At 72.6% G+C, this 19970-nt stretch carries 17 protein-coding genes; 10 read left to right on the top strand and 7 right to left on the bottom strand.

Annotated features, from left to right (window positions below; genetic code table 11):
- Positions 1 to 7: 7 nt before the first annotated feature.
- The gene (locus tag ACIRBX_RS23180) at positions 8 to 670 is read left to right on the top strand and encodes a deoxynucleoside kinase (protein WP_402299001.1); all 663 of its coding nucleotides are present in this window, start codon (positions 8 to 10) and stop codon (positions 668 to 670) included.
- A 60-nt stretch (positions 671 to 730) separates the two neighbouring features.
- Here the strand turns inward: ACIRBX_RS23180 and ACIRBX_RS23175 are convergent, their stop codons facing one another.
- Positions 731 to 1558 (bottom strand): alpha/beta fold hydrolase, encoded by an 828-nt coding sequence (locus ACIRBX_RS23175; RefSeq protein WP_402298999.1) that lies wholly within the window; start codon positions 1556 to 1558, stop codon positions 731 to 733.
- Between the two features lie 407 nt (positions 1559 to 1965).
- Here ACIRBX_RS23175 and ACIRBX_RS23170 point away from each other — a divergent pair, with 407 nt between their 5' ends.
- Both ACIRBX_RS23170 and ACIRBX_RS23165 read left to right on the top strand, forming a co-directional pair.
- Complete coding sequence (locus ACIRBX_RS23170; protein WP_402298997.1) at positions 1966 to 5091, top strand: TIM-barrel domain-containing protein; 3126 nt, start codon at positions 1966 to 1968, stop codon at positions 5089 to 5091.
- A gap of 280 nt (positions 5092 to 5371) precedes the next feature.
- Positions 5372 to 6583, top strand: coding sequence for an aminotransferase class V-fold PLP-dependent enzyme (locus tag ACIRBX_RS23165; RefSeq protein ID WP_402298996.1), 1212 nt, complete (start codon positions 5372 to 5374; stop codon positions 6581 to 6583).
- A gap of 69 nt (positions 6584 to 6652) precedes the next feature.
- Here ACIRBX_RS23165 and ACIRBX_RS23160 read toward each other — a convergent pair whose 3' ends face one another.
- The 5 genes from ACIRBX_RS23160 to ACIRBX_RS23140 all read right to left on the bottom strand — a co-directional run bounded on the left by ACIRBX_RS23160 (position 6653) and on the right by ACIRBX_RS23140 (position 11992).
- Positions 6653 to 7831, bottom strand: a complete 1179-nt coding sequence (locus ACIRBX_RS23160; RefSeq protein ID WP_402298994.1) for a cytochrome P450 — start codon at positions 7829 to 7831, stop codon at positions 6653 to 6655.
- Positions 7832 to 7930: 99 nt separating this feature from the next.
- Positions 7931 to 8566: a carbonic anhydrase gene (locus tag ACIRBX_RS23155; protein ID WP_402298992.1), complete on the bottom strand. Its 636-nt coding sequence runs from the start codon at positions 8564 to 8566 to the stop codon at positions 7931 to 7933.
- Between the two features lie 274 nt (positions 8567 to 8840).
- Complete coding sequence (locus tag ACIRBX_RS23150; RefSeq protein ID WP_402298991.1) at positions 8841 to 10073, bottom strand: NAD(P)/FAD-dependent oxidoreductase; 1233 nt, start codon at positions 10071 to 10073, stop codon at positions 8841 to 8843.
- Between the two features lie 15 nt (positions 10074 to 10088).
- Positions 10089 to 11405 (bottom strand): cryptochrome/photolyase family protein, encoded by a 1317-nt coding sequence (locus ACIRBX_RS23145; protein ID WP_402298990.1) that lies wholly within the window; start codon positions 11403 to 11405, stop codon positions 10089 to 10091.
- A 260-nt stretch (positions 11406 to 11665) separates the two neighbouring features.
- Positions 11666 to 11992, bottom strand: a complete 327-nt coding sequence (locus tag ACIRBX_RS23140) for a rhodanese-like domain-containing protein (RefSeq protein ID WP_402298989.1) — start codon at positions 11990 to 11992, stop codon at positions 11666 to 11668.
- 93 nt (positions 11993 to 12085) lie between these two features.
- Here ACIRBX_RS23140 and ACIRBX_RS23135 point away from each other — a divergent pair, with 93 nt between their 5' ends.
- The 3 genes from ACIRBX_RS23135 to ACIRBX_RS23125 all read left to right on the top strand — a co-directional run bounded on the left by ACIRBX_RS23135 (position 12086) and on the right by ACIRBX_RS23125 (position 13901).
- Positions 12086 to 12673, top strand: a complete 588-nt coding sequence (locus ACIRBX_RS23135) for a TetR/AcrR family transcriptional regulator (protein WP_402298987.1) — start codon at positions 12086 to 12088, stop codon at positions 12671 to 12673.
- Between the two features lie 35 nt (positions 12674 to 12708).
- Positions 12709 to 13149: a VOC family protein gene (locus ACIRBX_RS23130; protein ID WP_402298986.1), complete on the top strand. Its 441-nt coding sequence runs from the start codon at positions 12709 to 12711 to the stop codon at positions 13147 to 13149.
- 125 nt (positions 13150 to 13274) lie between these two features.
- Positions 13275 to 13901 carry a hypothetical protein gene (locus tag ACIRBX_RS23125; protein WP_402298984.1) on the top strand — a complete coding sequence of 209 codons (627 nt, stop codon included), beginning with the start codon at positions 13275 to 13277 and terminating at the stop codon, positions 13899 to 13901.
- A gap of 44 nt (positions 13902 to 13945) precedes the next feature.
- Here ACIRBX_RS23125 and ACIRBX_RS23120 read toward each other — a convergent pair whose 3' ends face one another.
- Positions 13946 to 14926, bottom strand: coding sequence for a glycoside hydrolase family 16 protein (locus ACIRBX_RS23120; RefSeq protein ID WP_402298983.1), 981 nt, complete (start codon positions 14924 to 14926; stop codon positions 13946 to 13948).
- 329 nt (positions 14927 to 15255) lie between these two features.
- On the opposite strand from ACIRBX_RS23120, the gene ACIRBX_RS23115 reads away from it, so the two are divergent.
- From ACIRBX_RS23115 to ACIRBX_RS23100, 4 genes are all read left to right on the top strand, one after another.
- Positions 15256 to 15621, top strand: a complete 366-nt coding sequence (locus tag ACIRBX_RS23115) for a hypothetical protein (RefSeq protein ID WP_402298982.1) — start codon at positions 15256 to 15258, stop codon at positions 15619 to 15621.
- A 106-nt stretch (positions 15622 to 15727) separates the two neighbouring features.
- Positions 15728 to 17803: a bifunctional polysaccharide deacetylase/glycosyltransferase family 2 protein gene (locus ACIRBX_RS23110; protein WP_402299226.1), complete on the top strand. Its 2076-nt coding sequence runs from the start codon at positions 15728 to 15730 to the stop codon at positions 17801 to 17803.
- A 120-nt stretch (positions 17804 to 17923) separates the two neighbouring features.
- A complete protein-coding gene (locus ACIRBX_RS23105; protein ID WP_402298980.1) occupies positions 17924 to 19636 on the top strand; it encodes a cation:proton antiporter in 1713 nt (570 codons plus the stop codon).
- Between the two features lie 83 nt (positions 19637 to 19719).
- Entirely contained in the window at positions 19720 to 19959 is a 240-nt protein-coding gene (locus ACIRBX_RS23100) for a hypothetical protein (RefSeq protein ID WP_402298979.1), read from the top strand.
- Positions 19960 to 19970 lie beyond the last annotated feature (11 nt).

The following is a 19970-nucleotide window of genomic DNA, read 5'->3' as shown; positions in this document are numbered from 1 at the left end:
GTGAGGAATGCCAGTGATCTGCGTCGGAGGCATGATCGGCATCGGCAAGACCAGCGTGGCCGAGCTGCTCGCCAAGGAGCTCGGCAGCGAGGTCTTCTACGAGAGCGTGGACGAGAACCCGATCCTGCCGCTCTTCTACACGGCGAGCCCCGAGGAGATCCAGGCCAACCGGTACCCGTTCCTGCTCCAGCTGTACTTCCTGCAGACGCGCTTCGCCGCGATCAAGGAGGCGTACAAGCAGGGCGACAACGTGCTGGACCGCTCGATCTACGAGGACTGGTACTTCGCCAAGGTCAACCACGACCTGGGCCGGATCAGCGCCCTGGAGATGCAGGTCTACGAGGGCCTGCTCGCCGAGATGATGCGCGAGATCGACGGCCTGCCCTACCGCAAGGCGCCCGACCTGATGGTCTACCTGAAGGCCGACTTCGAGACGGTGCTGCACCGGATCGGGCTGCGCGGGCGGGACTTCGAGCAGGACGCCGGCCTGGTGGAGTACTACCGGACCCTCTGGTCCGGCTACGACGCGTGGGTGCACGAGCACTACTCGGCCAGCGAGGTGCTGGTGATCGACATGAACCGGACCGACGTGGTGCACGTCCCCGAGGACGCCGCGCGGGTCGCACAGCAGGTGAAGGACGCCCTCGCCGCCGTCCGCCGCGCGGCCTGACCCCCACCCACCCGCGAGCCGCCGCACCCGCGAGGTGCGGCGGCTCCGGGCGTCCGGCGGCTACACCTTCAGGAAGTCCAGCAGGTCCCGGTTGAACCGCTCCTTGTCGCCGGGGACGACGGCGATGCCGTGCGAGCCGCCCTCGTAGACCTTGAGCACCGCGCCCGGGACCAGCTCGGCCGTCTTCCGGCCGGTGGCGTCGATCGGCACCACCTGGTCGTCGTCGCCGTGCACCACCAGCAGCGGGACGTCGAACTTCTTCAGGTCGTCGTGGAAGTCGGTGTAGCCGAAGGCGTCCACGCAGTCGACGCCGCCCTCGATGGTCTGTGCCATCGCCATGTACCAGAAGGCGTCCTGGTTGCCCTGGGTGGCCTTGGTGCCGGGGCGGTTCGCGGAGAGGAAGCCGACCGCCGTGTCCTTCCAGAACTGCGAGCGCTCGTTCAGGATGCCGGCCTTGATGTCGTCGAAGACGCTGCCCGGCACCCCCTCCGGGTTGTCCGGCCCCTGCACCATCAGCGGCGGGATGGCCGACAGCAGGACGGCCGACCTGATCCGGTCGGTGCCGTGCCGACCGATGTAGCGGGCGAGTTCGCCGCCGCCCATCGAGTGCGCGACCAGCGTCACGTCGCGCAGGTCCAGGCCGGTGAGCAGGTCGTTCAGGTCGTCGGCGAAGGTGTCGAAGTCGTAGCCGTCGTAGACGGGGGTGGACCGGCCGTGGCCGCGCCGGTCGTGGGCGATGCCCCGGTAGCCGGCGTCGGCGACCGCCTTCAGCTGGTCCTGCCAGGCGTCGCCGTTGAGCGGCCAGCCGTGGATGAACACCACGGGGCGGCCACGGCCCCAGTCCTTGTAGAAGATCTCCACACCGTCACGGGTCTTGCAGATGGGCATGACTGACTCCACATCGAGCATTCGGGAACGTTCGGGGGGTGGATCGCGCAACCGGGACACGTGCGGCAGGAGCGGCGGGACGGCGACCGGTGCGTCCACCACCCAACCCCACCCGTCCCCGGCCCGCACCTGACGCACCGTCCGACTGGACCGCCCGGGTGACCGCGCCGGCCGGCCGGGGCTCCCCTTTCGCGCAATCAGAGTGCTCAAATGTGATTGCAAATGTGCCACTCGAAGCATGTTCGCACTCTTGACTGCACTTTTGGTGAGTGATGTCATGCGGTGCGCAGCCAACCGGCAGGTGCCCCACGCCCTGCGGTGCTCGGGCTGCCCACCACCCCCGGGGAGGACTTCGCATGCGCGCAAGCAGCACACGCAGGCTCGAACGCTGGTGCAGGAAACGGACCTTGGCCGCCGGACTGGTCACCGCACTGCTCGGCGCGGTGCTCTCGGTGGCGGGCCCGGTCTCCTCGGCGGCAGCCGCCACCGCGGGCAACGCCACCGGGATCACCCAGTCCGGGAACACCTACACCGTCAGCACCTCGGGCGGGGCCAAGGCCCGGGTGGTGATCGCCCGGGCCGACATCTTCCGGATCTGGCTCTCCACCAACGGCGCCTTCACCGACGACCCGGCCGGCACCGACCTGGCCGTGAAGACCGACTTCGGCCCGGTGACCAGCAGTTGGTCGGACGCCGGGAGCTACTTCCGGATTAGCACCGCCTCGATGACCATCCGGGTGAACAAGTCCCCGATGCAGTTCTCCCTCTACCGGGCCGACAACTCCACCCTGGTCTGGCAGGAGTCCCAGCCGACCAGTTGGACCGGCACCCAGACCACCCAGTACCTCGCCCAGGGCGCCGACGAGCAGTTCTACGGCACCGGGCTGCGGCTCGGCGAGTGGGCCCTGCGCGGCAAGACCGTCCCGATCTCGGTCAACAACAAGTGGCGCGAGAACGACAACGCCAGCCCGGCCCCGTTCTACATGTCGACCAACGGCTACGGCGTGATGCGCAACACCTGGGCCCCCGGCAGCTACAGCTTCGGCGCACCCGGCGCGTTCACCCACAACGAGAGCCGGTTCGACGCCTGGTACGTGGTCGGCGACTCGCTCAAGGGCGTGCTGAACGCCTACACCGACGTCTCCGGCAAGCCGTTCCTGGCCCCGATGTGGGGCTTCGAGCTCGGCAACGCCGACTGCTTCAACGCCTCCAACCCGGACTACCAGGGCGCCCACGACCGGGCCCGGCACCAGACCACCCCCGACGTGGTGGGCTACGCCACCGACGCCCGCAACGCCGACATGCCGTCCGGCTGGTTCCTGCCGAACGACGGCTACGGCTGCGGCTACACCGACCTGAAGGCCACCGTGGACGGCCTGAAGGCCAAGGGCTTCCAGACCGGCCTGTGGACCTCCACCGGCCTGTCCGGCATCGACAACGAGGTCGGCGTGGCCGGCAGCCGGGGCGTCAAGACCGACGTGGCCTGGATCGGCAGCGGCTACAAGTACGCCTTCGACGGCGTGAAGCAGGCCGTCAACGGCATCGAGAACAACTCGGACGCCCGCCGCTACGTCTGGACGGTGGACGGCTGGGCCGGCACCCAGCGCAACGCGGTCGTCTGGACCGGCGACACCTCGGGCACCTGGGACGCCATGCGCTGGCACGTCCCGGCGATCACCGGTGCCGGGCTGTCCGGCTTCAACTACGCGACCGGCGACGTCGACGGCATCTTCGGCGGCAGCCCGAAGACCTACGTCCGCGACCTCCAGTGGAAGGCGTTCACCCCGGCGTTCATGACCATGTCCGGCTGGGGCCCGACGAACCCGGCCGCCGGGTACTCGGACAAGCAGCCGTGGCGCTTCGCCGAGCCGTACCTCTCGATCAACCGCAAGTACCTCCAGCTCAAGATGGAGCTGATGCCCTACCTCTACACCGCCAGCCACACCGCCTCGCAGACCGGCCTGCCCTCCACCCGGGCCATGGTGCTGGAGTACCCGGACGACCCGGTCGCCCGGGGGAACCTGACCAGCGGTCAGTTCATGGCCGGTGACTCCTTCCTGGTCGCCCCGGTGGTCACCGACACCGCCACCCGGGACGGCATCTACCTGCCGGCCGGCACCTGGACCGACTACTGGACCGGCAAGGCGTACAACGGCCCGGGCTGGCTGAACGGGTACTCCGCGCCGCTGGACACCCTGCCGCTGTTCGTCAAGGGCGGTGGCATCGTGCCGATGTGGCCGAAGATGAACTACACCGGTGAGAAGCCCGTCGACACCCTGACCTACGACGTCTACCCGCGCGGCTCGTCCTCCTTCACCCTCTACGAGGACGACGGCATCACCCGCGCCTACCAGAGCGGCGCCTCCGCCACCCAGGCCGTCACGGTCTCGGCGCCCACCTCCGGCTCCGGCAACGTGACCGTCAACGTCGGTGCCAGCACCGGCAGTTACACCGGCAAGCCGGCCTCCCGGGGCTACCAGTTCAGCCTGCACGCCGCCGCCGCGCCGAGCAGCGTCACGGTGGACGGCAGCACGCTCACCGCCCACGCCTCCAAGGCCGCCTACACCGCCGCCACCAGCGGCTGGTACTTCGACCCCACCGACCGCTCCGGCGTGCTCTGGGTGAAGACCGGCAACAAGTCCGGCGCCTTCTCGGTGACCGCCAACGGCCTGACCGTGCCCACCGGTTCGGCCATCCCGTCCACCTCCTCCCCGATCTCCCAGGCGGGTTGGAGCCTGGTCTCCGCCGACAGCCAGGAGACCTCGGGCGAGAACGGCGCGGCCACCAACGCCTTCGACGGCAACACCGGCAGCCTCTGGCACACCGCCTGGTCCGGCGGCACCCCCGCCGCCCTCCCGCACGAGATCCGGATCGACCTCGGCGCCCGCTACGACGTGGACGGCACCACCTACCTGCCCCGGCAGGACGGCGGCGTCAACGGCCGGATCGGCAGCTACGAGGTCTACGTCTCCGACAGCACCACTGACTGGGGCAGCGCGGTGGCCACCGGCACCTTCGCCGACACCGCCGCCGCGAAGACCGTCACCTTCGCCCCGAAGACCGGTCGCTACCTGCGGCTGCGGGCCCTGACCGAGGCGGGCGGGCGCGGCCCGTGGACCAGCGCGGCGGAGATCACCGCGACCGGGAAGCCCACCCCGCTGCCCGCCAACGTCCAACTCGTCAACACCGCCGCCAACAGCTGCGTCGACCTGCCGGGCAGCGCCACCGCCCCGGGCACCCAGCCGACCCTCTACAGCTGCCACGGCGGCCCGAACCAGCGCTGGACCTTCCAGCCGAACGGCACCCTGACCGGCCTCAACGGCGTCTGCCTGGACGGCAGTTCGGCCACCGTCGCGATCCAGGCGTGCAGCACGGGTGCGGCCGGCCAGCAGTGGAAGCCCGGCAGCGGCGGCACCGTGACCAACGGCACCCGCTGCCTGGCACCGGTCGGCGCGGCCACCGCGAACGGCACCAAGCTCACCCTGGCCACCTGCGACGGGACCACCGCCCAGCGGTGGACCACCGCCGCCTGACGCAGCACCAGCACCCCACGCACCACCCGGCACCACCGGACGGCCGCGCCCGCACCACGGGGCGCGGCCGTCCGCGCTGTGCGGCCGTCCGTACTGTGCGGCCGTCCCGGCGTGGGCGGGCGACCACCCGTGCGCAGCGGCCACCGTGCGCGGTAGCACGTGACAGTGTGCGGTGCCGTGTGACACTGTGCGGTGCTGTGCGGTCCTGTTCGATGCGGCAGGATGCCACCGGGCGCCGACCGCCCACGCCCACCGCCTAGTTCCGAGGGACCGAGAGCGCATGACCGAAGCACCGAAGCCCCTGCTCCTGCCCGACGGCCGCCCCGCCGCGCACGCCTGGACCCTGGACCCGGCGCTCCGTCACCTCAACCACGGCTCCTTCGGTGCCGTCCCGCTCGCCGCGCAGCAGGCCCAGCAACGGCTGCGCGAGCAGATGGACCGGGCCCCGGTGGTCTGGTTCCCCGCCCTGCCGAAGCGGGTCGCGGCGGCCCGGGCGGAGGTGGCGGCCTTCCTCCGGGTCCCGGCCCACGACCTCGCCCTGGTGCCCAACGCCAGCGCCGGGGCCAGCGTGGTCTTCGGCAACCTGCCGCACCGGCCCGGCGGGGAGGTGCTGGTCACCGACCACGGGTACGGGGCGGTCACCATGGGCGCCGAGCGGCTGGCCCGCCGCTGGGGCGGGCAGGTGCGGACGGCCCACGTACCGCTGCACGCCACGGCAGCCGAGGCCACCGCCGCGATCCTGGCCGAGGTCACCGACCGGACCGCGCTGATCGTCCTGGACCACATCACCTCCGCCACCGCCCGCTGGCTGCCGGTGGAGCAGATCGGCCGGGCCGCCCGGGAGGCCGGCATCCCCCTGCTGATCGACGGCGCCCACGTCCCCGGCCTGGCCGAAGACCCGCTGGCGGGGCTGGAGTTCGACGTGTGGGTGGGCAACCTGCACAAGTTCGGCTGCGCCCCGCGCGGCGCCTCCGCCCTGGTGGTCCGCAGCGAACTCCGGGACCGGCTCTACCCGTTGATCGACTCCTGGGGCGCGCAGGAGCCCTTCCCCGAGCGCTTCGATACCCAGGGCACCATCGACGTCACCGGCTACCTGGCGGCGCCGACCGCCCTGGACTTCGTCGAACGCACCTGGGGCTGGCCGACGGCCCGCGACTACCTGACCGCGCTGGCCGACCACGCCGAGCTGATCATCGGCGCGGCCTTCGCCGAGCTGACCGGCGGGAGCGCCGCCGTGGACGTCGGCATGCCGGTGAACGCGCTGCGCCTGGTCCGCCTCCCCGAGGGCCTGGCCCGCACCCGGCTGGAGGCCGACGCGCTGCGCGACCGGGTGGCCGCCGAGCTCGGCGTCGAGGCCGCCTTCACCAGCTTCGGCGGGGCCGGTTACTTCCGGCTCTCCACCCACGTCTACAACACCGCGGCCGACTACGAGTACTTCGCCGAGCACTGCGTCCCGGTCCTCGTCGACTGGGCCCGCCGGGCCCGGGCCTGACCACCGGTCAGAGCCGGGCCACGGGCCACGGGGAAGGGGCCGGAGGTCGGGGCAGGACGGGACCACCGCTCAGGGCAGGACCGGCAGGGCGGTCAGGCCGCGGAACAGCCGGGAGTGACGCCAGGTCAGCTCCTCCGCCGGTCCGGCGAGCCGCATCCCCGGGAAGCGCTCCAGCAGCACCCGCAGGGTGATCTCCAGCTCGGCGTGGGCGAGTGGTGCCCCCAGGCAGCGGTGGACGCCGTGACCGAAGCTCAGGTGGGCGGCGGCGTCCGGGCGGTCGAGGTCCAGCCGGTCCGGGTCCGGGAAGCGGGCCGGGTCGCGGTTGGCCGCGCCCGGGCAGACGAAGACCGGGCGGCCGGCCGGCACGGGCTGCCCGCCGAGCACGGTGGCGGCCGGTGCCCACCGCCAGGTGGCGATCGAGACCGGGGCGTCGTACCGGAGCAGTTCGTCGACGGCGGCCGGCACCCGGCCCCGGTCGGCGAGCAGCGCCTGCCACGCCCCGGGGTGGCGCAGCAGCGCGAGCACGCCGTTGCCGATCGCGGCGGTGGTGGTCTCGTGCCCCGCCACCAGCAGCAGGATCGCCAGCGAGAGCAGCTCGTGCTCGTCCAACGGGGCGTCAACGCCGTCCCGGGCCGCGATCAGCCCGGAGATCAGCGCACCGTCGGGCCTGCTGCGCTTGGCCGCGATCAGCCCGGCCATGTAGGCAGCCAGGGCGTGCGAGGCGGCGTCGATCCGGGTGTGGTCCCCGGTGACGAAGAGCTCGGCCGACCAGACGCCGATCGCGTCCCGGTCCGCCTCCGGCACGCCGAGCAGTTCGCAGATCACGGTGACCGGCAGCGGGGCGGCCAGCCCCTCGATCAGGTCCACCTCGCGGCCCGGTGCCCAGTCCGCCGTCAGCTTGCGGGCCAGCGCCTCGATGGCCGGCCGGAGCCGCTGGACGGTGGCGGTGGTGAAGGCGCGGGTGACCAGGCGGCGCAGCCGGGTGTGCTCGGGCGGATCGGTGGTGAGCAGGTTCCGCGCGATCGCCGGGTGCAGCTCCCGGTCGGACTCCTTGTCGGCGAAGTACGCGGTGGTGTCCTTCGACAGCGCCGCCCCGGCCAGCGCCTCCCGCGCCTCCTGGTGCCCCGTCACCACCACCGCCCCCGCCTCGCTCCCGCCGAACGGGACGGGCAGCACCGGTGCCTTCGCGCGGAGCGCGGCGTAGTGCGGGTACCGGTCGCGGTAGAAGGCCGGGTCGTTCAGCACCATGGGTCCCCTTCGGCGGCTCGGGCAGCACCGATGGTAGCCAGGCGCGGCCGCCCGGACCAGGCGGCCGTGCCTGGTCCGGGCGGCTGCGGTGACGGAGGGTCAGGCGGCGGCGACGCCGTCCAGCCCGTGGGCCGCGATCACGTGGGCGCTGCCGTCCACCAGGCGGTACGAGAGGCCGACCACCGCGACCCGGCCGGCCTCGATCGCCTCGGCCAGGATGCGGGAGCGGTCGACCAGCAGGTCCACGGTCTGGCGGATGTGCTCCGCTATGAACTCGCCGTCCTCGGTGTGGCCGGCCGCCCGGGCGGTGAGCACGCTCGGGGTGACCCGCTCGATCACGTCCCGGACGAAGCCGGGCGCCCGGGTGCCCGCCTCCACGGCGGCCCGGGTCGCGGCGACCGCACCGCAGGAGTCGTGGCCGAGCACGACCACCAGCGGGGCACCGAGCACGGCGACGCCGTACTCGATGCTGCCCAGCACCTCGGGCCCGACCACCTGCCCGGCGGTGCGGACCACGAACAGGTCACCGAGGCCCCGGTCGAAGATGATCTCGGCGGCCAGCCGGGAGTCGGCGCAGCCGAACATGACGGCGAACGGGTTCTGCTCCGGGGCGATCTCGGTGCGCCGGGCGGCGTCCTGGTTGGGGTGCTCGGGCTCGCCGGTGACGAACCGTCCGTTGCCGGCCATCAGCATCGCGAAGGCATCGGCGGGAGTGGTGGGAAGCGTGGTCGACATGACGGCAGCCTACGACGCCGCCCAGGGCGGTGATCGAACAGGTCCGCCAGTCGGGCAGGACGCCCTGCGCACACCGGTACGGGGAGGGCGGCGGGAGTGCTGCGGTACGGTCCGGGCCTCCACCGCGCCCGGGGAGGCGGTGAACGGCCCCGGAGGGCGATTCGGCGCCGCCCCTGGACGGCGTGGCCGACTGCCTGCCCGCCACCCTGCTCTGCCCGCACCACGCATGAGCGCCGGACCCGGGTCCGGCGCTCATGCGTGGTGCGGAGTGCGGTCAGGCGGTCCCGGCCAGCACCTCCCGGGCCGCCCGGGCGCCGGAGGCCAGGGCACCCTGGACGGAGGCGGTGGCACGGTGGTCACCGCAGACGTGCAGGCCCGGGGCGTACCGGGTGGTGCGGGTCAGCGGGTGCGGGGCGGGCATCGCGGGCAGGGCGTAGGGGATGCGGTAGGTGGCGAGCAGGTCCCAGGCGGCGGTGTCCCGGCCGTACAGCACCGCCAGGCGGTCCCGGACGGCCGGCTCGTCCGGTGTGCTGCCGAGCACCGAGGTGGCGATCAGGTGCCGGCCGGGCGGGGCGTAGGAGGGGGCGACCCGGGAGAGCACCACGGAGTTGAGCAGCTGCCGGCCCGCGTCCACCACCAGGGTCGGCTCGTCCAGCGGCGGGCGGTCGGTGACGTGGTAGAGGGTGGTCACCGCCCTGGCCTCGGGGACGGGGAGCCCCGGGAGCAGGCCGGCGGCGGTGGCCGGGTCGGTGGCGACCACCACCGTGCCGCAGTCCAGCTCCTGACCGCCCGTCAGGGTCACGGTGCCCGCACGGACCGCCGCCACCGGGGTCTCCAGCCGCAGGACGCCCGGCGGCAGGGCCGCGGCCAGTTGCTCGGGGACGGCCCGGATGCCGTCGGCGGGCAGGCCGAGGGTGCCGCGCAGCATGCTCCGCCAGTAGAGGTGGAACACCCGGCTGGAGGTGGTGAGTCCGTCCTCCAGGAAGATCCCGGACAGGAACGGCCGCAGCACGTGGTCGACCACCGGCCCGGAGATCCCGGCCGCCCGCAGCGCCTCGGCGGTGGTCCGGTCGGGGGCCGCGCGCAGCCGGGCGGCCGGGGTCAGCAGGTCGCGCGCACTCAGCACCCCGAGCGCGGCGGCGTCCCGCCGGGGCGCGAGCCGGCCGGTGAGCAGGTCGCCGCACTGCCCGGGGCTGCGCAGCGGGTGGGCGAACCGCCGCCGCCCCCGGGAGCCGGCCAGCAGGAAGCCGGGGCTGAACGGCCGCAGGTCCAGCGACCCGGTGTCCAGGCGTGAACGCACCTGTGGGTAGCCGGTGTTGAAGACCTGGAAGCCCCGGTCGAGCCGGAAGCCGCCGACCAGGTCGGTGCGCATCCGGCCGCCGACGGCGTCGGAGGCCTCCAGCAGCCGGACGGTGCGTCCGGCTGCGGTCAGGTCGGCGGCGCAGGCCAGGCCGGCCAGGCCGGCGCCGATCACCACGACGTCGGGGCGTCCGGGGGCGGGTGTCATCGGTGCTCCTCCTGCTCAGTCGAGGGCGCGGGCGTGCCGGAGCCGGGCGCCCAGCGACTCCGGGGCGACGATCGGGTCCGGGTAGTCGGGGGCGTGGCCCCAGGGGCGGTGGATCGCGGCGCCGGGGAGGTGGGCCAGCTCGGGGACCCAGCGCCGCACGTACGCGCCGTCGGGGTCGTAACGGTCCGCCTGCCGGAGGGGGTTGAGCACCCGGTTCGGCCGGGTGTCGGTGCCGGTGCCGGCGGTCCACTGCCAGTTGAGCTGGTTGTTGGCCACGTCCCCGTCGACCAGCAGGGAGAGGAAGTGGCGGGCGCCGATCCGCCAGTCCAGGTAGAGCGACTTGACCAGGAAACTGGCCGTCAGCAGCCGGGCGCGGTTGTGCATCCAGCCCTCGTGGCGCAGCTGGCGCATGCCCGCGTCCACGATCGGGTAGCCGGTGCGGCCCTGCCGCCAGGCCTCGGCCTCCGCCTCGTCCTGGTGCCAGCGGTCCTCCCGGCTGCGGTAGTCCCGGTGGGCCGCCTCGGGGCGGGCGGCGAGCACCTGGTGGTGGAAGTCCCGCCAGGCCAGCTGACGGACGAACGCCTCGGCGCCCGCGCCGCCGTGGGCGGTGGCCCGATCGGCCAGCTCGTTCGCGGAGAGGCAGCCGAAGTGCAGGTACGGCGAGAGCCGCGAGGTGCCGTCGGCGGCCAGGGCGTCGTGGAGCTCGGCGTACGCGTCCGGGTCCCAGCGCTTCCAGTGCTCGCGGGCGGCACTCTCGCCGCCGGCGGCCAGCCCGGGTGACGTGCCGTCAGCGGTGGGCAGCGGCTCGCTCGTGACGTCGTCCGGCAGGCGCAGGACGCGCGGCGCCCCGAGCACCGCCCGGCGCGGGGCCTGCTGCCAGGCGCGGTGGTACGGGGTGAAGACGGCGTAGTGGTCCTTGCCCGCCGGGGTGACGGCCCCGGCCGGGACCACGGTGAGCGAGGCGTCGTGCACCCGCAGCCGGTCGCCGAGCAGCTCGCGCAGCCGGGCCTCCCGGCGATGGGCGAAGGCGCTCACCCCCGCCGCGACGTGCACCTCGGCGGCCCCGGTCTCCGCCGCCAGCCGGGCGGCCTGCTCGGCCGGGTCGCCGTGCCGCAGGATCAGCCGGGAGCCGCGTCTGCGCAGTTCCCGGTCGAGGTCGGCCAGGCAGTCGGCGAGGAAGGCCATCCGGTTCGGAGCGGCGAAGCCGGCCTTGTCGACGGCCGGGTCCAGCACGAACAGCGGGACGGTGGTGTCGGCGGTCCGGGCGGCGTGCAGGACGGGGTTGTCGTGCAGTCGCAGGTCCTGGGTGAACAGGGCGATGGAGACGGTCATCGTGGTGGTCCCGGGTCGGTTCGAGCGCGCGGGCGGACCGGTGCTGGGGTCCGCAGACTACGGTTCGGAGCCGGTCGGACAGTGGATTGCCACCTCGGGCACCGGTTCGCGCCGCCGTCCCGGGCCGGCCGCCCCGGTGCCCCACCGCCGACCGCCGACCGCCCCGGCGGACCGGCGGACCGGCGGACCGGCGGACCGGACGGGTCCGGGGCGTCCCCTCCGTGCCCCGGTCCCGTCCGCCCCCGTCCCCTGCCGGTCCGTCAGGCGGACTCGGTGGGCAGACCGGCCTCCACCCAGTCCTGGATGCCCTCCCGGTACTTGCGGACGTCGGTGTAGCCGAGGGCGGTCAGCCGGTCGGCGACCTGGCCGCTGTTGGGGCAGGCCGGGTTGGAGCAGTAGGTGACGATGGCGGCGGTGCGGTCCGGCAGCACGGTGGCCGCCAGGGCGTCCACCTCGCCCGGCGTCAGGGCCAGCGCGCCCGGCAGGTGCTGCTGGGCGTGGTACTGGCCGCCGAGGGTGTCGACGACGGTCACGGTGCCGGCCCCGATGGCTGCGGCGAGTTCGTCGCGGGTGATGAGTGCGGTCATGGCAGTGCCTCCTACAGAGAATCGGACTACAGTCCTCTTGTGGCTCACGACATTAACGGACCGCAGTCCGCTTCCGCAACGCCTCCGGCACCCGTGCCGCTCGAACTGCTGCGCACGCCCCCGCCCAAGGAGCGCGCCGACGCGGCCCGCAACCGCGCGGCCGTCCTGGAGGCGGCGGCCCGGCTGTTCGCCGAGCACGGCGTCGAGGCCGTCTCGATGGACCAGATCGCGACGGCGGCGGGGGTCGGGAAGGGCACGCTGTTCCGCCGCTTCGGCGACAAGTCGGGCCTGGCGGCGGCACTGCTGGACAGTCGCGAACGCGTCCTCCAGGAGGCCGTCATCCAGGGTCCGCCCCCGCTCGGCCCCGGCGCCCCGGCCGCCGAACGCCTGCCCGCCTTCCTCTCCGCCTACCTCGACTACCTGCTGGACCACCTCGCCCTGGTCCGGATGTCCGAGACCGCCTCCCCCGGCGCCCGCCACCGCATCGGCGCCTACCGCTTCTGGCACCACCACGTCGCCCTGCTGCTCGCCGACGCCCCCGCTCCCGCCCCCGACCCCGAGTACACCGCCCACGCCCTGCTCGCCCCGCTCGCCGCCGAGCAGGTCGCCGCCCTGCTCCCGGAGCTGGGCCCAGCCAGGATCCGGGCCGGGCTGCTCCGCCTGGCCCGCGCCGCCCTCTGACGCACCCTCATCCCGACCCGGAGGAGACACCCCTCATGGCGATCCGACGCCTGGACAACGTCCTGATCGTGGTGGACGACCTCGATGCCGTCATCGCGTTCTTCCTCGCCCTCGGCCTGGAGTTGGAGGGCCGGGGCCCGCTGGACTGGCCGGGCGCCGAACGGGTGATCGGCCTCACCGGCGTCCGCCAGGAGATCGCGATGCTCCGGGTGCCGGACGGCCCGGGCCGGATCGAGCTGGCCCGGTTCCACCAGCCCGAGGCGATCACGCCCGTCCCCGCCGAGGCCCCGGCGAACACCCTGGGCCTGCGCCGGGTGATGTTCGCCGTGGACGACCTGCACGAGGTGGTCGGTCGGATGCGGCAGCGGGGCGCCGAACTCGTGGGCGAGATCGTGCGGTTCGAGGACGTCTACCTGCTCTGCTACCTCCGTGGCCCCGAGGGCATCGTGGTCGGCCTGGCCGAGCAGCTCTCCTGACCTCCCGTCAGCGGCCCCGAAGCGGAAGCCGCGCCACCGGGTGACGTGCCGTGGACGCGGTGGGACGCTGCTGGCCGAGCCGGGCGCGCGGCCCGGGTGGGCACGGACAGTGGAGGGGGTCCACCATGCCGAAGACGACCAGGAAGATCGAGCACGCCATCGACGAGGACGAGGCGGAGAGGCTGCTCCGGGAGTTCTGCAAGGAGATCGACTTCGACCCGGGCTGGATCGACGCCGACGCCTGGAGCACCTCGCTCCGGATGGCCTGTGACCCGACGATCGGTCTGAAGACCACCTACGACGCCATCCTGGCGGACAAGGACGAGAAGGCCAAGGACACCGCCAAGGAGAAGCGCCGCCGGGCGATCACCACCAAGCTCAACGCACTGGTCGCCAAGGTCCGGGCACTCGATGGGACCTCGAAGGCGATCATCTCGGACGCCCTCGCCGCCTTCCTGGAGGCGAGCGCCCAATACATCGACGGTGCCCAGACCGACATGACCTACAGCACCGCCGTCAAGGCCGACCGCTACGCGCAGATGGCCGCCGACTGGGAGCGCCTGGCCAAGCTCGCCGCATCCGTCGACTCCGACCTGTTCTTCGGCTTCAAGGCACTCGAGCCCGAGAACAAGGACGAGAAGGGCAAGGGCAGCGTGGGCGCCACGCTGGCCCGCCGCAAGGTGCAGGGCAACATGTTCGTCTCCTTCGTGTCCGTGCGCTTCAACATCCACGTGGACATCGCCAAGGGCTGACCGTAGGTCCTCGGGCCGGCCCGGCCCGAGGACCCGGGCGGGGCTCAGGACTTGGGCAGGGTGTCCACGAAGTCGGTGCCGGCGGCGTAGAAGCCGTCCACCGTCTTCTGGACGTCCGCATAGGAGACGGCCGCGGCGTCCTTGTAGTAGAACCAGTTGACCTTCATGTTCCAGGTGCGCTGTCCGCCCAGGGAGGGCAGCAGGTCGATGAACCAGTTGCTGAAGTGGACGTTCATCTTCTCGCGCGGGACGTACTTGCCGGTGCTGGTGAAGAGGTCCTTGCCGTCGAGCGAGTAGGTGGCCTTGCCGTCCACGGCGGTGACCATCATGATGTGCCAGCCCTCGAGGCGCTGCTTGTGCGGCTTGGTGGAGCGGTCCGCCGGATCGGCCTTGAACCAGCTGGTGGTGTCGAGTTGCGGGCCCGGCGCGCCCCAGCCGCCGTTCGGCATGTACTCGAAGTCCAGCTCGCTGTAGTTCGCCGAGTCGTCGGAGGTGGAGATCGGGAAGTAGGACTGGACGACGTGGTCGCCGTTCTTGCCGGCGGCCGGCTTGTCGCTGAGGTGGATCCGGGCGGCGTAGGTGCCGTTGAGGAGCTTGACGCCGGTGGTCTGGATCTCGACCTGCTTGGTGCCCTTCGCGGTGCCGTCCGTGGTGGCCTGCAACTGGAGGGTCCTACCGCCCTGGGCGGTGGAGTCGGCGGGGAAGCTCGCGCCGGCGTCGGACCAGGTGTCCTTGATCCCGGGGCCGCCCTCGCCGGTGCGGACCTCCCAACCGTGGGCGGTGAGCGCGGGATCGGTGGCACCCGTGTAGCGGAAGCTGTCGAAGAGCGTGCCGGGAGGACCGGTCGGGGTCGGGGTGGCGACTGCGGCGGCCCCGCCCTTCGCCGTCGCGGTGGCGCCGCCCCCGGCGCCGCTGCCGGTACCGGAGACCGGACCGCTGGAGCAGGCGGCCAGCGTGCCGAGCAGGACCGGGAGGGTGAGGAGGCTCCACCCGCGGTGGTGACGGGGGCGGCGGGGCTGACTCACGCGGGCTCCTCGGGACGTACCGGTCACACGTTCGTGCGGTTCGGATGAAGGGCACATCCTAACGGGAGGTGACGGGCCCTCCGGAGCGCGTCGGCGGGCATTGCGATCCGGTTACGGCCGACTGCCAGATCGGTCCAAATCAACCCACGGGGTGCCTTTCCGTTCGTGAGGTGCACTAGCGTTCGGCCTACGCTCCGATGGTCTACGTGCCCTGCACTGAAAGGCGTGGCAAGGTGCGCCCAGTCATCACCTCCGTCGAAAGCGGTTCGGCCCGGCCGCCGCAGCCCGACGTTCCGGGGTCGAGCCTCGAAGAGGCAGATCCCTCACCGGTGTTCGTCTCCCAGTCGGGTCGGCGGGGACGCCTGCTGCGCGGTCTCGGCTGGCCGGTCTCGGTGATCGGCGCGGTCCTGGCCTTCGTGATGGCCGGCAGCCTGGTCGGCGTCCAGGCGGACGCTCCGGCCATGGGGATACCCGCGCAGCCGGTCGCCGAGACGCCCGCACCCGTGGAGACACCGGCCCCCGAACCGTCGCCGACTCCGGCTCCGTCGCAGAAGCCGTCCCAGAAGCCGTCGACCACGCCTTCCAAGGGCACGACGCGCCCGGCGACCCCCACGGCGAAGCCGACCTCGAAGACCTCCGGCACCACCGCACCGCACGGCGCCACGCCTTCGGCCCGGTCGACCAAGCAGCCCTGAACCGCCGTACCACCCATCTCCAGGAGCACCATTGTCCCGCCACCAGCGCCGCCGGCAGTCCCTGCGCAGGCCGCGCCGACTGGCCGCGCCGCCACTGCGCTTCTTCATGCCGCTCTCCCTGCTGGCCTGTCTGCTCGCGCTCATCGTGCTGCGTGGCCTGGCCACCAACGAGGTGTTCCACGACACCCGGGTCGCCGACTCGGCGGACAAGACCACCGTGCCGGAGAACCTGCTCACCGGCGGCCCGATCATCGACGCGCGCGGTGAGCGCAACGACGACCCGGTGAGCTACCGCATCCCCGACCGCACCGTGGTGCTGAGCTTCGACGACGGCCCGGACGAGGAGTGGACCCCGAAGATCCTGGAGATCCTGGAGTCCCGCAAGGTGCGCGCGGACTTCTTCGTGACCGGCGCCATGACGGCCCGTCACCCGGACCTGATCCGGCGGATCGTGGCGGACGGTCACGAGATCGGCCTGCACAGCTTCACCCACCCCGACCTGGCCTTCCAGTCGCACGCCCGGATCACCTGGGAGATGGCCCAGACCCAGTTGGCGCTGGCCGGCGTGGCGGGGGTGCACAGCTCGCTGTTCCGCCCGCCGTACTCGTCCAACGCCCAGGCGCTGGACGACTGGACCTGGCCGGTCATCAAGTACCTGGGGGCCCGGGGCTACGTCACGGCCTTCATCGACCACGACACCGACGACTGGAAGCGGCCGGGGGTGGAGGCCATCGTCAAGGAGGCGATGCCCACCACGCCGAACGCGGGCGAGCTGATCCTGCTGCACGACTCCGGTGGTGACCGCTCCCAGACCGTCGAGGCGCTCGGCATCCTGATCGACAAGCTGAAGGCGGACGGCTACCGCTTCACCACCATCTCCGAGGCGCTCGGCGCCACCAGCGCGACCACGCCGGTCACCGGCTTCCAGCTGTGGGCCGGCAAGGGCTACGTCTGGGCCACCCAGCTGGCGGTGCACACCCTGCCCGCGCTGATCGCCCTGCTGGCCGTGGTCGGCTTCCTGAACTTCGGCCGCTTCGCCCTGATGCTGGTGCTCGCCCCGCTGCACGCCCGGCGCTCCAAGCGCAAGGACCTCTGGGGCGAGCCCGTCACCCGCCCGGTCACCGTGCTGGTGCCCGCGTACAACGAGTTCGAGTGCATAGCCCACACCCTCAACTCGCTGGCCGCGAGCGACTACCCGATCGAGGTCATCGTCATCGACGACGGCTCCTCGGACGGCACCGCGGACGTCGTCGAGGAGATGGCCCTGCCGTTCGTGCGGCTGATCCGCAAGGTGAACGGCGGCAAACCCAGCGCGCTGAACGCCGGCATCGCGGCCGCCTCGCACGACATCATCGTGATGATGGACGGCGACACCGTCTTCGAACCGTCCACCGTGCGCGAGTTGGTCCAGCCCTTCGCGGACCCGACGATCGGCGCGGTCTCCGGCAACGCCAAGGTCGGCAACCGCGACACCCTGATCGGCGCCTGGCAGCACATCGAGTACGTCCTCGGCCACAACCTGGACCGCCGGATGTACGACATGCTCGGCATCATCCCGACCATCCCCGGCGCGGTCGGCGCCTTCCGCAAGGAGGCCCTCGACGCCGTCGGCGGCATGAGCGACGAGACGCTCGCCGAGGACACCGACATCACCATGGCGGTGCTCTGCCAGGGTTGGCGGGTGGTCTACGCCGAGCGGGCCCGCGCCTGGACCGAGGCCCCCGTGAGCATCCAGCAGCTCTGGTCCCAGCGCTACCGCTGGAGCTACGGCTCGATGCAGGCGATGTGGAAGCACCGCCGCGCGGTCTTCGCCAAGGGACCGGCAGGGCGGTACGGCCGCCGGGGCCTGCCGCTCGTCGTGCTGTTCGGCGTGGTCGCCCCGCTGCTGGCGCCACTGGTCGACATCTTCCTGATCTACGGCGTGGTGTTCGCGGACGCCACCACCACCCTGGTCAGCTTCGCTGGCTTCCTGGGGATCCAGGCGATCCTCTCCTGGTACGCCTTCCGGCTGGACCGCGAGAAGCCCTGGCACCTGATCAGCCTGCCGACCCAGCAACTGGTCTACCGTCAGCTGATGTACATCGTCCTGCTCCAGTCCGCGATCACCGCGGTCACCGGCGGCCGACTGCGCTGGCAGAAGCTCCGGCGCACCGGCGAGGTCTCCGCCCCCGTGGAGGCCTGACGGCGACGGCACGCCGTCCGCCCCGGGAAGCACGGTCCGGCCCGGCCCGGCGTCCATGATGCGGGGTGAGCGCCCGCGCGACCGGTGCGGCGGCGCAGGGACCAGGACAGGAGTCGGCCGATGGTGTGGACGCTGGTCGCCGTACTCGGCGTGATCAGCATCGTGGCGGTGGCGGCGGCCTCCCGGCGGATCGGGGTCGCCGCCCCGCTCTCCCTGGTGGTGGTCGGGACGGCGCTCAGCTTCCTGCCGGGGGTGCCGCACATCGAGGTCGAGCCCGACCTCGTGCTGACGGTGGTGCTGCCCCCGCTGCTGTACGCCTCCGCCGTCCACATGCCCGCCGTCGACTTCCGCCGGGACCTCAAGGCGATCCTCCGGCTGGCGGTGCTGCTGGTGGTGATCACCACGCTCTGCTCCGGCTACCTGTTCGCCTGGCTGCTGCCCGGCCTCGGGCTGGCCGCCGCCTTCGCGCTCGGCGCGATCGTCAGCCCCACCGACGCGGTGGCCGCCACCTCGATCGGCAAGCGGCTCGGGCTGCCGACCCGGCTGACCACCATCCTGGAGGGCGAGGGCCTGGTCAACGACGCCAGTGCCCTGGTGCTGCTCGGCTCGGCGGTGGCGGCGATGACCTCCACGGTGCACCTGTGGAAGGTCGGCACCGACTTCCTGCTCTCCGTCGCGGTCGCCTCGGTGATCGGTGTGCTGGTCGGCCTGCTCACCGTGCTGGTGCGCGGGCGCCTCAAGGACACGGTGCTGACCACCGCGCTCTCCTTCGTGGTCCCGTTCCTCGCCTTCCTGCCCGCCGAGGAGCTCGGCGCCTCCGGTGTGCTGGCCGTCGTGCTCACCGGTCTGGTCAGCGGCCACCTCAGCCCGCGCTTCCTCCGTGCCCGGGACCGCCTCGCCGAGGAGGTGAACTGGCAGACCATCGCCTTCCTGCTGGAGAGCAGCATCTTCCTGCTGATGGGCCTTCAGCTCCGCACCCTGGTGGACCAGGCCGAGGACGCCGGTCAGAGCGTCGCCCACGCGGTCGGCATCGGGTTGCTCGCCTCCCTGCTGGCCATCGTGATCCGGATGCTCTTCGTGGCCCCGCTGGTCGCCTCGCTGCGCCGCGACGCCGACAAGGCGGTGGACTTCCGGACCCGGCTGGACGACCTCGCCGACCGGCTCGACTCCGGGCAGGAGCTGCCGCGCCGGTTCCAGAAGACCGACCCCAAGCGGCTGGAGGGTCGGATCGAACACGGGCGCAACGACGCCGAGTTCAGGATCAACGAGAAGTTCGGCTGGCGCGGCGGCCTGGTCATCGCCTGGTCCGGCATGCGCGGAGCGGTCACCGTCGCCGCCGCCCAGAGCCTCCCCGCCGACACCCCCTACCGCCCGCAGCTGCTGCTGATCGCCTTCACCGTGGCCGGCACCACCCTGCTGCTCCAGGGCCTGACGCTGCCTCGGGTGATCCGCGCGCTCAAGCTGCCCGGCGACGACGAGGCCGCCGACCGCGCCGCCTTCACCGAGCTCTACGCCGAGCTCTCGGCGAAGGTGACCGAGACCCTCACCGATCCCACCCTCACCATGCCCGACGGCACCCCGTACGACCCCGCCATCCTCGACCAGGCCCGCGCCTTCACCGCCGCCCGCCGCAAGCGCCCCGCCCCCGGGGCGGTCGCCGAGGGCGTCGACCCGCGCGAGCAGTACCGCGAGCTGATGCTCACCGCCGCCTCCGCCCAGCAGGACGCCCTGCTCACCATCCGCACCACCGGCACCTACAACTCCCGGGTGCTGGCCCGCGCCCAGTCGATGATCGACCACGAACTCGCCCGCTTCCAGGACCCGGAGGGCTGACGCCCCGTCGGACGGGGGAACCGCCTCGGCCACCTGGCACAGCAGCCGTCGCCCGTGCACCCGGCGGCTGGTGGGCTCGGAGCATGAAGAAGACCGCCGCGCTGTGCGCGCTCACCGCCGCCGCCCTCTCCCTCGCCGTCGCCCCGGCCCACGCCGACAACGACAGCAACTTCGGCGGGGGAGTCAACGCCGCCAACAACTGGAACTTCACCGCCGCCGCCGTCTGCCTCCAGGAACTCGCCGTCGTGCCGGTGCTCGGCGACTGGGTCGGCGACCACGTCAACAACTGCTCCAACGGCAACGTCATCGACCACAGCCACTGACGCCGCATCAC

Origin of the sequence: Kitasatospora sp. NPDC096147 (assembly GCF_044763225.1) — a bacterium.
In the GTDB taxonomy this organism is placed as follows: Bacteria; Actinomycetota; Actinomycetes; order Streptomycetales; family Streptomycetaceae; genus Kitasatospora.
The sequence above is the reverse complement of the archived record's forward strand: the minus strand, read 5'-3'. Positions and strand labels throughout refer to the sequence as shown.